This is a genomic window from Microbacterium sp. 4-7 (genome assembly GCF_014332665.1).
In the GTDB taxonomy this organism is placed as follows: domain Bacteria; phylum Actinomycetota; class Actinomycetes; order Actinomycetales; family Microbacteriaceae; genus Microbacterium.
This window is the reverse complement of record NZ_MCRH01000006.1, coordinates 204,281-217,055: the sequence shown is the minus strand read 5'-3', so window position 1 is coordinate 217,055 and position 12,775 is coordinate 204,281. Positions and strand designations below refer to the sequence as shown.

Here is a 12,775-nt window from a genome sequence, read left to right as displayed (position 1 = left end):
CGGCTCAGCCGGCGAGGGCCCAGAAGAACGCACCGGCATAGAGGAGTGCGGTCAGCGATGTCAGCGCCAGGGCCGTGACGAGCTCCTTCGCCTGACGATAGGTCCAGACGATCAGGATGGCCGGGAGCCCGGCGAGCAGCGCGAGCAGCCCGATCCACGCGATCGGGTACAGCAGCGCGATGAACGCGAGGATGCCGAAGGGCACGATCACGAACAGCGTGAAGAGCACCTGGGTCGCGCGCTTGCCGATCAGCACCGTCAGCGTGCGCTTGCCGACCAGGCGATCCTGATCGATGTCGCGCAGGTTGTTGGCGAGGAGCACGGCGCAGGCGAAGAGGCCCGCCGCGATCGCCCCGAGCCACGCCTGCTGGGGCAGTTCGAACGCCTGCACCCACGTCGTGCCGAGCGTCGCGACGAGGCCGAAGAAGATGAAGACGAACACCTCGCCGAGAGCGTTGTACCCGTAGGGCCTCTTGCCGCCGGTGTAGAACCACGCGGCGATGATGCACGCGGCGCCGATGGCCAGCATCCACCACTGCTCGGTGCGGACCACGATCGCGACGCCGACCGCCGCAGCGAGTGCGAAGAAGACCAACGCGGCGACGAGCACGGTGCGGGGCTTCACCCGACCGGATGCCGTCAGGCGGGCCGGGCCGACGCGCACGGCATCGGTGCCCCGGATGCCGTCGCTGTAGTCGTTCGCGAAGTTGACGCCGACCTGCAGCAGCACGGCGACCGCGAGGCACGCGAGCGCGATCACCCAGTGGAACTCCGGACCGGTGCTGCGTGCGGCGCCGGTGCCGATGACGACGGGGGCGACGGCGAGCGGCAGAGTGCGCAGCCGTGCGGCGCCGATCCAGTCGCGGACTGTGACGGGCCCGGCGTCGATGGCGGTCTGGGTCGCCGGATTGCCGCTCGCCCGCTTCGCGGGATTGCCGCTCACACGGGGCTGATTCTTCTTGCGCTTCGAGGATGCTGCCACGCAGGGAATCCTACTGGGGGCGCCGATGGACGCCCCCTCCGCGCCTCAGTCTCGGCGGAAGTTCAGATGGATGACACCGCTCTCGGCCACCTCGGAATGCAGCTCGTAGTCGTTCTCGATGCCGCGCAGTCCGTCCCAGATGCGCTGCCCGCTGCCGATCACGAGCGGGTTGACCGCAAGGTGCAGCCGGTCGACCAGGCCCCTGCGCAGGAACTGCCGCACGACGTCGATGCCGCCGCCGACGCGCACGTCCCGGTCGCCGGCCACCGCTGCAGCCCGGGCGAGCGCCTCCTCCGGGGTCGTCTCGAGGAAGTGGAAGACTGTCCCGTTGGCGAACTCGATCGGCTCGCGCCGTGCATGCGTGAGCACGAAGACCGGGACCTCGAACGGCGGCTCGTCGCCCCACCATCCGCGCCACTCGGTGTCATCGGGGTTCTGGTGCAGACCGAACATCCCGGCACCCATGATCTCGGCGCCGACGCCCTCGAAGTACTCCTGGGCGTATCTCTCGTCGACGCCGGTCGTGCCGGCACCGGACGTGTCGCCGAGCACGCGGCTGCGGAACGTCCGCGTCGCGGTGTACGCCGCGACCAGGCGCGACCAGTCCTCGCCGAACGGATTCTCGGGTGATTGGTCGGTGGTCGTCGCCAATCCGTCGAGGGAGACGTTGAGATCGACGCGGACTGCCATGTGGGCTCCTCGGTGCGGTGTTCTGGGTGTTCTCGGTCGTGCGGTGGCGGGCGGGATCAGCCGTCGGGGTTGCTGTCCTTGCCGTCGAGCCAGAGGGTGTCGGACGCATCGCCGTGCGCGCCGCCCTTGCCGACGTGCTTGTCGCTGATCTTCGGCCCCTTGAGGATCACGTGGACCATCGCCTGGGCATGCCCGTGCCCGAGGCCGTAGTCCTGCTTGAGCCAGTTGAGGACGACGGTGGACTTGGTCGTCTCGTCGAAGCCCTGCTCCTTCGCCAGTTCGATGAACTGCCGCGGGGTGAGGCCGGTCTGCGTCTCGACCTTGTCGAGGTATGCCTGGAAGGACATGGGTGCTCCTGGTGTGTCGTGGGTCAGTCCTCGGAGAGGAAGGTCTGGATGATCGTGGCGGACGCATGGATGCCGATGAGGCGCAGCGTTCCGCGACCGATGTTCGTGAAGGAGTGTGGCACGAAGGCCGGGCCCGTGGCCGTGTCACCGGCGGAGGCGACGATCGTGTCCGCGCCCACCGTGATGCGCGCCGTGCCTTCGAGCACCACCCACGTCTCGGGGTAGGGATGCCAGTGCAGCCCGGGCCCGTCGCCGGGCTGATTCTCGACGTAGAAGTAGGAGATGGCCGCACCGTGATCCGCGCCGACGAAGCGTCGGCTGTTCCCGGTTCCGATGCGGATGTCCGCTGCGGCGACGGCTGCGAGAGCAGATGACGTGGTGTTCATGAGCCCAGTCTCGACAGGCCGTGACGAACGACCTAGAGTTTCGATGTGGATCGAAACTCCGTCGTCGCAGGTGCCGGCACGCCACGCGAGGGCGTCGAGCATCCCGACCACCGCGTGGAGTTCCTTCTGAGCCCCGGAGACATCCAGGCGGTGCGATTCGGCATCTCCCCCGGGCATGAGCTCGCCCACGCCGTGCGCGTGCTGCTGCGGCCGGCCCAGCATCCCCTGCAGTGGGGATGGCTGCGCGCCGTGCGCGATCGGCTGCCTCGCGAGAGCTTCCGCCTGCTCGCCGTCGTCGTCGGCGATGACGGCTATCTTCCCGACTTCTTCACGACCGCCCCCGCATGGGACATGACACCGGAGACCGAGCTGTCGGCGCTGCGCAGCGCACCCCTCGATCCACTGCGCGTCGACCTCGGCAAGATGGTCATCCGCTCGACCGGCGCTCGCCGACGCGCACTGCGCGACATGCAGCAGCAGCCCGAACGAGCGCGGGCGATGATCGCAGACGCCTGGTCGGAGATGTGGGATGCCGCACTGGCGCCGGTCTGGCCGCAGCTGGATCGGCTGCTGCGAGCCGACATCGCGGTCCGATCGCGAGTGATCGCCACGTCGGGGATCAGAGAGATGGCCGGGGGCCTCCACCCGAAGGTGACCTGGGGCGACGGGGCCGTGCGCGTCTCGCTGCGCCGCCACAGCGAGGTCGTCGACTGCCACGGAAGCGGGCTGGTGCTCGTTCCGTCGGTGATGTCGACATGGGGGTGCATGGTGCTCACCGAGCCGCCGGCGCAACCCACGCTGTTCTACCCGGCGCGCGGGGTGACCGCCGGCTGGTCGAGGGACGCCGCCGAGATCTCCGGGGCGCTGGGCGCGCTCGTCGGCCCCGCTCGCGCCGGCATCCTCCTGGGAACCGGCACGTCCCGCACGACCTCGCAGGTCGCTCAGGACGCGGGAATCGCGGTGTCGACCGCATCCCACCACCTCACCGTGCTGCGCGACGCAGGACTGATCTCGAGCGAGCGCGACGGCGCGAGGATGCTGCATCTGCGCACGCCCCTCGGCGAGGCGATGGTCGGCGCCGCACTGTGAGCACCGCGCGTCCGCGCTATGCGGATGCGTCCGGCGCGACCGAGATGATCGGCCGGTGCTCGTAGTAGGTCTGCAGCACGACCGTGGTGCGGGTGCTCACGTTCGCGGCCAGCCGGATGTCGCGCACGAGCTCTTCCAGCGCGCGGGGCGAGGCGACCCGCACGAACAGCATGTAGCTGGCGTCTCCCGCGATCGAGTGGCACGCCTCGATCGCGTCGAGGTGTTCGAGAAGCTCGGGGGCATTGTCGGGCTGCGCCGGGTCGAGCGGCGTGATCTCGATGAAGGCGGACAGGGGCGTGCCGACGAGTTCGGGGTCGAGGATCGCGCGGTAGCCGGTGATGATCCCGCGCGTCTCGAGGCGACGCAGACGTGACTGCACGGCCGACACGGAGAGGCCGACAGCATCGGACAACTGGGACAGTGTCGCACGGCCGTCTCGTGAGATCTCGGCCAGGATCGCGCGGTCGACAGAGTCATCCATAGATGTAATATTATCGTCAGGATTCCGTATATGCCGGAATCTTTCCGTCAAACTCTCCGATCGGAGGTCCCGATGTCCATCATTTCTGCCCACAGCACCGCTGTTCAGGCCATCGTCGGCGAACCCGAGGTCGTCGAGGACGCATCGATCGCCGAGCAGAGCGTCGCCTGGGCTCAGCTCAAGGACGCCGCGATCGCGATCCGCGAGATGCAGATCAAGGACGGATCGATCCCGGATGCCGCGCACCACGCCGCGGCGCGCGACCTCGTCGCCGCGATCACCGCCGGCATCCGCGCACTCGCTCCCGCCTTCCCGCACGACGCCGAGTACCTCGCCGCCTCCGTCGTCGACTTCGACCGCTGGGTCTCGGAGGGCTTCGGCGTGCCGGACTTCCTCGACTCGCTCCTGGCGTTCCAGCCGCAGCAGCACCGCGTCGACGGCATCCGCCACCTGGTCGTCTTCCCGATGTACACGCAGAACGGATCGAGCGACCGAATCGTCGAGGCGCTGATCGTCGAGACGATCTGGCCCGAGTTCATCGCCGCCCTCGAGGCCGGCGACTACGGCAACAAGCTGTTCGTCTCGCTGCGTCTGGTCGACTTCACGCCCGGCTACGACACCAACTCGGCCGTGCTGTTCCCCGAGACCGTCGCGATGCGCGAGATCCCCTCGTTCACATGGGGCGCGATCTTCCAGGACCGCGAGGCCGCACGCTACCGCCGGGTCACCCGCGCCGCTGCCGCGATCACCAACCTCGACCTGCCTGAGCGCGCGAGCGCGATGCTCGACGATCAGCAGGTGGCTGAGAAGACCTTCGTCATGTGGGACATCATCCACGACCGCACCCACATGCGCGGCGACCTGCCCTTCGACCCGTTCATGATCAAGCAGCGGATGCCGTTCTTCCTCTACTCGCTCGAGGAGATGCGCTGCGACATGACGGCGTTCCGCGAGTCGGTGAACATCGAGCGCACCCTCGCGGCCCGCATCGCCGCGGGTGAGGAGCTCACCGAGACCGAGCAGGAGATGCACGACTACGCGCACCTCGTGCAGTACGCGGTGATCTTCGACCGGATCTTCCGCTTCTCGATCACCGGCACCCGCACGCGCAACTACGACGCCGTCGGCGGACAGCTGCTGTTCGCCTGGCTGCACCAGCGCGGCGTGCTGCACTGGACCGACACGGCGCTCACCTTCGACTGGGACAACGTGCCGGATGCCGTCGTGGCTCTGGGCGACGCGATCGACGACCTGTACTGGCACTCGATCGACCGCCCGAAGGTCGCGCACTGGCTTGCCGCGTACGACCTCGTGCGCGGCACGCTCACGCCGCACCCGGCATCGCAGTGGGCCCGCGGTCTGTCGGACGAGATCCTCGCCGGCGCGCCGAAGGGTTACACGGATGCCGTGATGGACGACGAGTTCCCGCTGTCGATGTTCTTCGAGACCCTCGACAAGAAGATGAAGGCGGTCATCGAGTCGACCGTCGGCATCCGGGGCACCGACGACTGACTCGAATCGCGCATTTCTGGGGTCCGATCGTGTGGTGCGACCGGACGCAGCGTCTGCGGCCATTCCTGCCCGGGGTGGCCGCAGAACTGTTTCTTCACGAGAGTTGAGCACATGAGCGTCACCGACCGCACGATCCTCCTCGCCGGAGCCACCAGCCCGTCTGGCCTCGCCCTGGCGCGAGCACTCGTCGACGCCGGCGCGCGCGTCGTCGCCACCGGCCGATCTTCAGAACGGCTGCACGCGCTCGACGCACTCGGCGCACAGGTCGAGGTGGCCGACGCGACCTCGCTGGCGTCGATGACGGAACTCGCTTCCCGCCTGCAGGCGATCGACGCCGTGATCCCGCTGGTCGGCGGCTGGCGCGGCGGAGGGGGCCTCGCCGGGCAGACCGACGACGACCTGCACGCGCTTATGCCCGCGTTCGATGCGGTGCGCGCCACCAGCCGCGCCTTCGACTCCCTGCTGCGCGCCTCTGACGCCGGACGTTTCGCGATCGTCTCGTCGACAGCGGTCGGTCGCCCTCTGGCGGGAGGCGCGAACTACGCCGCCGTCAAGGCCGCGAGCGAGGCGTGGACGCGCGCGGTGGCGCAGGGCTTCGCGAAGGCAGCGCGGGATGCCGTCGAGCCCCTGCGCGCGGCATCGGTCGTCTTCCGCGCCAAGGCACTGGACCCGGACTCGCTCGCGCCGCAGGTGCTCGCGCTGTGGGATGCGGACGCCGCCGATCTCAACGACCGGATCATCACGCTCGACTGATCACCGCAGCCCGTTCCGCCGCCGACGCGTTCAGCTGGTGACGCCGTTCCGCTAGCGGCGCGCCTCCGGCACCTCAGGAGGGAGCCCTCGGAGCGGCGGCGGAGCATCCGCGACGCGCGCATCGACGCTGCGGTCCTCCGCGGAATCCACTCGGCCCTCGGCCACCGCGTCCGCGTTCCACTCGGCGCCGGCGCCCGTGCCGCCGCCCGTGTTCTCGCCTGCGTCGTCCGGTGCGCCGTCGCCGCCGCCGTCGGGTTCGCCGTCGCCGGGATTCTGCTCCGGCGCGTTCGCGTAGAGCTCGGTGAGCTTGCGATACGACTTCGTGAAGAAGGCCAGCGTCGCGGCGATCACCATGATGATGCCCGCGAACAGGCAGATCAGGGCGATGCCCCGAGCCTCACCCTCACCCAGCAGCCATTCCCACTGCTGCTGCCCCTCGGGCGTCCTCATGTACGGGATGATCAGGAACTCCGCGATCGGCGCGATGAGGAATGCCGTGATCGGAGCGGCTGCGGCCTCCATCGCCGCGGCGACGCCGAACACACGCCCCTGCCTGTCATAGCGGACGACCTTCTGGATGATGGTCTGCTCGGCCGCCTCGACGGGCGGCACGAGGGCCATGTAGATCCACATGCCGACGACGTAGAGCGGCCACCATTCGCGCAGCATGAACACCGACCCCAGGATGCCCATCGCGATCACGACGAGGAGCAGGGTGCGCATGGGTTTCGCCCCGAGGCCGAACTTCGCCACGAGCCCGCCGCCGATCAGGAACCCGGTCGACGCGAACGCCAGCGCGAAGCCCCACATCTGCGCGTCGAAGAGCGTGAGACCGTACGGATCCATCAGCGCCATGTACACGCCGCCGATGAGGTTGTTGAACGTCGAGAAGATGATCAGCGCGAACAGTCCGGGGGCCAGCCGGATCGCCGCCACACTGCCGCGGAAGTCGAGGGCGCTCTTCGCATCGGGGTCTGGCTGCGGCGCCCCCTCGGGGATGCGGATGAAGAGCAGGTGCACGAAGGTCAGCACCATCGCGCCGATCGCGATCGCGAGCGTCCACCCCATGCCCAGGAAGCCGATGGACAGCCCGGAGAAGACGCTGGTCACGAGGAAGGCCAGACCCTGCACCGTGCCGACCAGGCCGTTGGCGTTGGCCCGTCGATCTTCGGGGACGAGCAGCGTGACGGTCGTCGAGAGCGCGATGTTGCGGAGCTGCTCGATCACCCCGCCGAACAAGATGATCGCCGAGAACAGCCAGAACCACGGACCGCCGAGGTCGAGCAGCGCCGCCTCCGGCTGCCAGACGTAGAGAACGCCGGCGATCAGGAAGGCGACCGCCGAGATGACGCTCGAGAGCAGCATCACCGCGTGTTTGCGATTGCGGTCGACGATGGTGCCGAAGATCATCGCGAAGAAGGCGATGAACAGCATGTACGCGCCGCCGATGACGCCGGTCGCGAGCACGGACTGCGTCTCGATGTAGACCCAGAAGGTCAGCGCGAACCACAGAAAGCTCGTCGTCACGTTCGCGATGAGCGTGTTGACGAGGACGTTCGCGAAGGCGGTCTTCGCAGCGCTGCGCTCCATGAATTAGAGGGTAGGCGGGGCCTCGGACATTCGCTAGAGCGGTATGCCGGCCGGGGGACGCCGGGCTCGGCATCCGCCCGTAGGCTTGTGCGGTGACTATTCAGCATGACCCCGCGGTCCGGGGCTTCGCCAGCGACAACTATTCCGGCGTCCACCCCGAGGTCCTCGCGGCCATCGCAGCGGCGAACGGCGGCCACCAGGTCGCGTACGGCGAGGACGCCTACACCGCCCGTCTGCAGGAGGTGTTCCGCGCCCACTTCGGCGAGGGCGTCCAGGCGTTCCCGGTGTTCAACGGCACGGGTGCGAACGTCACCGGCCTGCAGTCGATGCTGCCCCGCTGGGGAGCCGTCATCGCGGCATCCTCCGCGCACATCAACGTCGACGAGGGCGGAGCGCCCGAGAAGATCGGCGGATTCAAGATCCTCGCCGTGCCGACCGACGACGGCAAGCTCACGCCGGAGCTCGTCGACCGCGAGGCCTGGGGCTGGGGCGACGAGCACCGCGCGCAGCCGCTCGTGGTCTCGATCACGCAGTCGACCGAGCTCGGCACCCTCTACTCCGTCGACGAGATCCGGGCTCTCGCCGATCACGCGCACGAACGCGGCATGACCCTGCACCTCGACGGCGCGCGCATCTCGAACGCGGCCGCAGCCCTCGACGTGCCGCTGCGCGCGTTCACCCGCGACGCCGGCGTCGACGTGCTCAGCTTCGGCGGCACGAAGAACGGCGCCATGCTCGGCGAGGCCATCGTGGTGCTGAACCCCGAGGCATCGAACGGACTGCAGTACTCCCGCAAGTTCAACATGCAGCTGTCGTCGAAGATGCGCTTCGTCTCCGCCCAGCTCATCGCGCTGCTCGAAGGAGACCTGTGGCTGCGCAACGCCCAGCACGCGAACGCCATGGCGCAGCGGCTGCGCGGGGCGATCGAGGCCGGCATCGCGGCCGGTGAGATCACCGGCGTCTCGTTCACGCAGCCGACCCAGGCGAACGGCGTGTTCGCGCAGCTGCCCGATGGCATCGCCGACCAGCTGCGCGAGAAGTTCCGCTTCTACGACTGGGATGCCGCGCGCAACGAGGTGCGGTGGATGTGCGGCTTCGACACCGAGGAGTCCGACGTCGACGAGTTCGTCGCAGAGCTCGCGCGCCTCACGACACGCTGAGCTGAGCGGAACCGAGCGGATCGGCTAGCGCAGCAGACCGAGGTTCGCGAGCGCCAGGCGGATGAGGGTGCCTCGCCCGCCCTCCATCTCGGCGGCGACGGCGTCCGATGCCGCGGCCTCGGGCGAGAACCAGGTGACCTCGAGTGCATCCTGGCGCGGCTCGCACGTGCCGGTGACCGGCACCACGAACGCGAGCGAGACGGCATGCTGACGGTCATCGTGGTAGGCGCTGACCCCCGGGATCGGGAAGTACTCGGCGACCGTGAAGGGCAGCGGCTGCGGCGGCAGCAGCGGGAACGCCATCGGGCCCAGATCGTTCTCGACATGGCGGAACAGCGCATCGCGGATCGTCTCGCCGAACCGCACTCGCCCCGAGACGATGGTGCGCGTCATCTCGCCCATGGGCGTCGAACGCAGCAGGATGCCGATCTCGGTCACCTGCCCGGAGCCATCGGTCCTCACCGGGATCGCCTCGACGTAGAGCATGGGCAGATGGCGTCTCGCCTCCGCCAGCTCGAAGTCGCTCAACCACCCCGGGTTGGAGTCACGCGAGGGCTGTGCGGCGCCGAAGCCCTCCATGCCGTCGTCGGGCTCGGGGTCGGGATCAGGTGTGCGGACGGCCATGTCTCCTTTCTACCAGCAGCGCCCTCCGGCGAACACCGACTTGAGGCCACGGCATACGATCCGATGATCGTCTCCTGCGGGTGTCGGACGGCGCTGGCAGGATGGGACCGTGAGCGAAGAACTGATGATCGACGGGCTCCTCACGCGCTGGTCGACGGAAGATCGCGCGGGGATGCCGCTGCTGGTGCTGCTGCACGGATACGGCGCCGACGAGCACGACCTGTTCGGTCTCGTCCCTTACCTGCCGGACGGCATCGTGGTCGCGTCCGTCGCCGCCCCGCTCGCTCCCCCGTGGCCGATGCCCGGGCGCTCGTGGTACGCCATCGAGGGTCTCGACGGCCGCAGCTCGGCATCCGTCACCGTCGCGGCAGAGGCGTTCCTGCGCTGGCTCGACGATGTCAGGGCCGACGCCCCTGCCGTGGCCCTTCTCGGGTTCTCGCAGGGTGCCGCCGTCGCCCTGCAGGCCATGCGACTCGCGCCCGGGAGCATCGACACCGTGGTGGCCCTCAGCGGTTACGCCGCGCCCGGCGAGCTGCCGGGCGACGATGCGCTGACCGAGGCGCGACCGCACGTCTTCTGGGGCCGAGGCACGAACGACCAGGTGATCCCCCAGGCGCTGGTCGCGCACACCGCCGAGTGGCTTCCGGCGCACTCCGAGTTGTCCGGACGCGTCTACACCGGGCTCACGCACAGCATCTCGGAGGAGGAGCTCCGAGACGTGCGCGCGTTCCTCACGAAGTGGTTGGAGCGCGCCGTCGAGGCGTGACCGCCCCCGCACGCAGCCGCGACACGCCCGGGGTTGCGAAACTCCGACACGCCCGGGTATCGTCGTTGAGTCCTGTCCGCCGTGTCTGGAAGTCCTTTGATCTGATCCGTCGCCTCCGCGCTCATTTTTCCGCGCGCTGACCCGACGATCGCCGACTCCACGGCAGACCACCGCCCGCTGTCCTTCGACAGCGACCCGCTCAGACGGGCCCATCGGGCGACCGGTGTCAGTGCACCCTCGCACTGGACAGGAGACACCATGTCAGTCCCCACTCTTCATTCATCGGTCACCCTCGATCGACTCACCTTCACCTGGCCCGACGGCACGTCAGCGCTCGACTCGGTCTCCGGATCATTCGGCTCCAGTCGCACCGGCCTCGTCGGTCGCAACGGAGCCGGCAAGTCCACGCTGCTGCGGCTGATGGCGGGCGAGCTGACCCCGACGGCCGGACACCTCACCACCACCGGCGAGGTCGCCTACCTGCCGCAGCAGCTCACACTCGACGTCGACCGCCGGGTCGCCGATCTTCTCGGAGTGGCTCCCGCCCTCGACGCTGTCCGTGCGATCGGTGCGGGCGACGTCGATCAGGTGCACTTCGACACGGTCGGCGACGAGTGGGACATCGAAGCGCGCGCCGAGATGTCCCTGGCCGACGCCGGGCTCGCCCCCGAGTTCCTCGACCGGAGGGTCGGCGAGCTGTCGGGTGGTGAGGCCGTGCTGGTCGCGATCGCCGGCATCCGTCTCCGGCGCGCGCCGATCACCCTGCTCGACGAACCGACCAACAATCTCGACCGCGACGCCCGCGCGAGACTCGCGGCGATGGTCCGCTCGTGGAAGGGCACACTCATCGTTGTCAGCCACGACCTGTCGCTGCTCGAACTGATGGACGACACCGCCGAGCTCTACGCCCAGACGCTGAGCGTGTTCGGCGGGCCGTACTCCGAATGGCGCGCCTGGTTGGACGCCGAGCAGGATGCCGCGAGGCAGGCGGAGGTGACGGCGAAACAGGAGTTCCGCAAGGAGAAGCGCCAGCGCATCGAGGCCGAGGTCAAGCTCGCCCACCGAGCGCGCACCGCCAAGAAGGCCGAGATCGAGAAGCGCGTGCCGAAGATCGTGGCCCACGGGCGCAAGATGGCGGCCGAGGTGTCGGCGGGCAGGCTGCGCACGGAGGTCGGGGCGAAGGAGGATGCCGCCCGCACCGCGCTCGACGATGCGGGGCGGCGCCTGAGGTCCGACGCGTCGATGAAGATCGAGCTGCCGGATCCGCAGGTGTCGCGCAGTCGTCGCATCGCGACGATCGGCGATGGCGAGAGGTCGTGGATCATCCAGGGTCCCGACCGGGTCGCGCTGATCGGGCGCAACGGCGCCGGAAAGACCACGCTGCTCGAACGGCTCGTGGCCGACGTCGGCCACGACTCCGGAGAAGCGCCGCCGCTCGACGCGGATCGGCCCGATCCGTCGGGTGACGGCGCGGATCTCCGGAGTTCCGGAGCGCGCCTCGTCGCGACACCTCTCACCGACCGGATCGGCTACCTGCCGCAGCGCGTCGACGGGCTCGACGAGAACCGGTCGGTGTTCGAGAACATCGCGGATGCCGCACCGCAGGTGCCCGAGAAGGAGCTGCGCAATCGCCTCGCACGGTTCCTCATCCGAGGGGCCACCGCGGAGCGACCTGTCGCCGCTCTGTCAGGCGGGGAGCGGTTCCGCGTGGCTCTGGCGAAACTGCTGCTCTCGGACCCCGCACCCCACCTCGTGGTGCTGGACGAGCCGACGAACAACCTCGACATCGACACGGTCGATCAGCTGGTCGAGGCGCTCCGGGCATACCGCGGGGCGGTGCTGGTCGTGAGTCATGACGATGCGTTCCTCGCGCGTCTCGACCTGGGGCTCACGCTCGAGATCGACGTCGACGGCTCACTGACCGCGAGGTGAGCTCACGCCCGTCGGCTCCGCATCGCCCGGGTATGGGCGATCGCGGGGTCGGCGGCGAGCAGGGTGTAGTCCTCGGATTCTCGAGGGACGAGCGCGACCCGCCCCTCGGCGTCGTGGGCGATCCCCCACCCGTAGCGTTTTCCCAGCGGTGATGAGCGCAGGCAGGGCTGCCCCTTCGAGAAGAACGCCTCGCGTGCGGCGGAGTCGTCGGGGTCGATCCCGGCACGCAGCGCATGCGTGGTGAAGATCACGTCGTCGGAGGTGCGCGCATACGGCTCCTGCGCGATCAGTCGATAGTGCAGTGCGGCGATCGTAGGCCTCTCACCCGTCGGCGGCTCTTCGGCGTGGTCGACGGGACAGTCTTCTGCGACCTCGATGAACGTGCTCGCATAGTTCGTGGTGTGCGTCGCCATGCCTACAGCATGCCCTCACCCTCGGACAATGCCGACCCCGATGTCGGTGG

General features: G+C 69.0%; 14 protein-coding genes. 6 read left to right on the top strand and 8 right to left on the bottom strand.

What is annotated here, in order from left to right:
- Nucleotides 1–4: 4 nt before the first annotated feature.
- From BEP68_RS13475 to BEP68_RS13460, 4 genes are read right to left on the bottom strand one after another with little or no spacing between them, the layout of a single operon-like run.
- A complete protein-coding gene (locus BEP68_RS13475) occupies nt 5–982 on the bottom strand; it encodes a 1,4-dihydroxy-2-naphthoate polyprenyltransferase (RefSeq protein WP_053097558.1) in 978 nt (325 codons plus the stop codon).
- Nucleotides 983–1,027: 45 nt separating this feature from the next.
- On the bottom strand, nt 1,028–1,672 hold the full coding sequence (locus BEP68_RS13470) for a dihydrofolate reductase family protein (protein ID WP_187250292.1): 645 nt from the start codon (nt 1,670–1,672) through the stop codon (nt 1,028–1,030).
- 56 nt (nt 1,673–1,728) lie between these two features.
- Nucleotides 1,729–2,019 (bottom strand): DUF4287 domain-containing protein, encoded by a 291-nt coding sequence (locus BEP68_RS13465; protein WP_187250291.1) that lies wholly within the window; start codon nt 2,017–2,019, stop codon nt 1,729–1,731.
- 23 nt (nt 2,020–2,042) lie between these two features.
- The gene (locus BEP68_RS13460) at nt 2,043–2,405 is read right to left on the bottom strand and encodes a cupin domain-containing protein (RefSeq protein WP_082586670.1); all 363 of its coding nucleotides are present in this window, start codon (nt 2,403–2,405) and stop codon (nt 2,043–2,045) included.
- Nucleotides 2,406–2,450: 45 nt separating this feature from the next.
- On the opposite strand from BEP68_RS13460, the gene BEP68_RS13455 reads away from it, so the two are divergent.
- The gene (locus BEP68_RS13455) at nt 2,451–3,494 is read left to right on the top strand and encodes an ArsR/SmtB family transcription factor (RefSeq protein ID WP_315985314.1); all 1,044 of its coding nucleotides are present in this window, start codon (nt 2,451–2,453) and stop codon (nt 3,492–3,494) included.
- A 16-nt stretch (nt 3,495–3,510) separates the two neighbouring features.
- On the opposite strand, the gene BEP68_RS13450 is transcribed toward BEP68_RS13455, so the two are convergent.
- Nucleotides 3,511–3,975, bottom strand: coding sequence for an Lrp/AsnC family transcriptional regulator (locus BEP68_RS13450; RefSeq protein WP_053097561.1), 465 nt, complete (start codon nt 3,973–3,975; stop codon nt 3,511–3,513).
- Between the two features lie 72 nt (nt 3,976–4,047).
- Here BEP68_RS13450 and BEP68_RS13445 point away from each other — a divergent pair, with 72 nt between their 5' ends.
- Together BEP68_RS13445 and BEP68_RS13440 are read left to right on the top strand one after the other, a co-directional pair.
- Nucleotides 4,048–5,487 (top strand): DUF6421 family protein, encoded by a 1,440-nt coding sequence (locus tag BEP68_RS13445; RefSeq protein ID WP_187250290.1) that lies wholly within the window; start codon nt 4,048–4,050, stop codon nt 5,485–5,487.
- 111 nt (nt 5,488–5,598) lie between these two features.
- The gene (locus BEP68_RS13440) at nt 5,599–6,240 is read left to right on the top strand and encodes an SDR family NAD(P)-dependent oxidoreductase (RefSeq protein WP_187250289.1); all 642 of its coding nucleotides are present in this window, start codon (nt 5,599–5,601) and stop codon (nt 6,238–6,240) included.
- A 51-nt stretch (nt 6,241–6,291) separates the two neighbouring features.
- Here BEP68_RS13440 and BEP68_RS13435 read toward each other — a convergent pair whose 3' ends face one another.
- On the bottom strand, nt 6,292–7,830 hold the full coding sequence (locus tag BEP68_RS13435; RefSeq protein ID WP_187250288.1) for an MFS transporter: 1,539 nt from the start codon (nt 7,828–7,830) through the stop codon (nt 6,292–6,294).
- A gap of 92 nt (nt 7,831–7,922) precedes the next feature.
- Between BEP68_RS13435 and BEP68_RS13430 the strand changes: the two genes are divergently transcribed.
- A complete protein-coding gene (locus BEP68_RS13430; RefSeq protein WP_053097565.1) occupies nt 7,923–8,990 on the top strand; it encodes a threonine aldolase family protein in 1,068 nt (355 codons plus the stop codon).
- A gap of 24 nt (nt 8,991–9,014) precedes the next feature.
- On the opposite strand, the gene BEP68_RS13425 is transcribed toward BEP68_RS13430, so the two are convergent.
- Entirely contained in the window at nt 9,015–9,614 is a 600-nt protein-coding gene (locus tag BEP68_RS13425) for a DUF4916 domain-containing protein (RefSeq protein WP_053097566.1), read from the bottom strand.
- A gap of 109 nt (nt 9,615–9,723) precedes the next feature.
- Between BEP68_RS13425 and BEP68_RS13420 the strand changes: the two genes are divergently transcribed.
- Both BEP68_RS13420 and BEP68_RS13415 read left to right on the top strand, forming a co-directional pair.
- Entirely contained in the window at nt 9,724–10,380 is a 657-nt protein-coding gene (locus BEP68_RS13420) for an alpha/beta hydrolase (RefSeq protein ID WP_285363941.1), read from the top strand.
- A 258-nt stretch (nt 10,381–10,638) separates the two neighbouring features.
- Nucleotides 10,639–12,312: an ABC-F family ATP-binding cassette domain-containing protein gene (locus BEP68_RS13415; protein WP_187250287.1), complete on the top strand. Its 1,674-nt coding sequence runs from the start codon at nt 10,639–10,641 to the stop codon at nt 12,310–12,312.
- 2 nt (nt 12,313–12,314) lie between these two features.
- Here the strand turns inward: BEP68_RS13415 and BEP68_RS13410 are convergent, their stop codons facing one another.
- Nucleotides 12,315–12,725, bottom strand: coding sequence for a DUF6157 family protein (locus BEP68_RS13410; RefSeq protein WP_056279641.1), 411 nt, complete (start codon nt 12,723–12,725; stop codon nt 12,315–12,317).
- Between the last annotated feature and the right edge of the window lie 50 nt (nt 12,726–12,775).

Bases quoted from the DNA above. Each gene is read 5' to 3' on its own strand.
- BEP68_RS13410 (WP_056279641.1), bottom strand. From the start codon at position 12,725: ATGGCGACGCACACCACGAACTATGCGAGCACGTTCATCGAGGTCGCA.
- BEP68_RS13465 (WP_187250291.1), bottom strand. From the start codon at position 2,019: ATGTCCTTCCAGGCATACCTCGACAAGGTCGAGACGCAGACCGGCCTC.
- BEP68_RS13440 (WP_187250289.1), top strand. From the start codon at position 5,599: ATGAGCGTCACCGACCGCACGATCCTCCTCGCCGGAGCCACCAGCCCG.
- BEP68_RS13435 (WP_187250288.1), bottom strand. From the start codon at position 7,830: ATGGAGCGCAGCGCTGCGAAGACCGCCTTCGCGAACGTCCTCGTCAAC.
- BEP68_RS13415 (WP_187250287.1), top strand. From the start codon at position 10,639: ATGTCAGTCCCCACTCTTCATTCATCGGTCACCCTCGATCGACTCACC.
- BEP68_RS13470 (WP_187250292.1), bottom strand. From the start codon at position 1,672: ATGGCAGTCCGCGTCGATCTCAACGTCTCCCTCGACGGATTGGCGACG.
- BEP68_RS13445 (WP_187250290.1), top strand. From the start codon at position 4,048: ATGTCCATCATTTCTGCCCACAGCACCGCTGTTCAGGCCATCGTCGGC.
- BEP68_RS13425 (WP_053097566.1), bottom strand. From the start codon at position 9,614: ATGGCCGTCCGCACACCTGATCCCGACCCCGAGCCCGACGACGGCATG.
- BEP68_RS13460 (WP_082586670.1), bottom strand. From the start codon at position 2,405: ATGAACACCACGTCATCTGCTCTCGCAGCCGTCGCCGCAGCGGACATC.
- BEP68_RS13450 (WP_053097561.1), bottom strand. From the start codon at position 3,975: ATGGATGACTCTGTCGACCGCGCGATCCTGGCCGAGATCTCACGAGAC.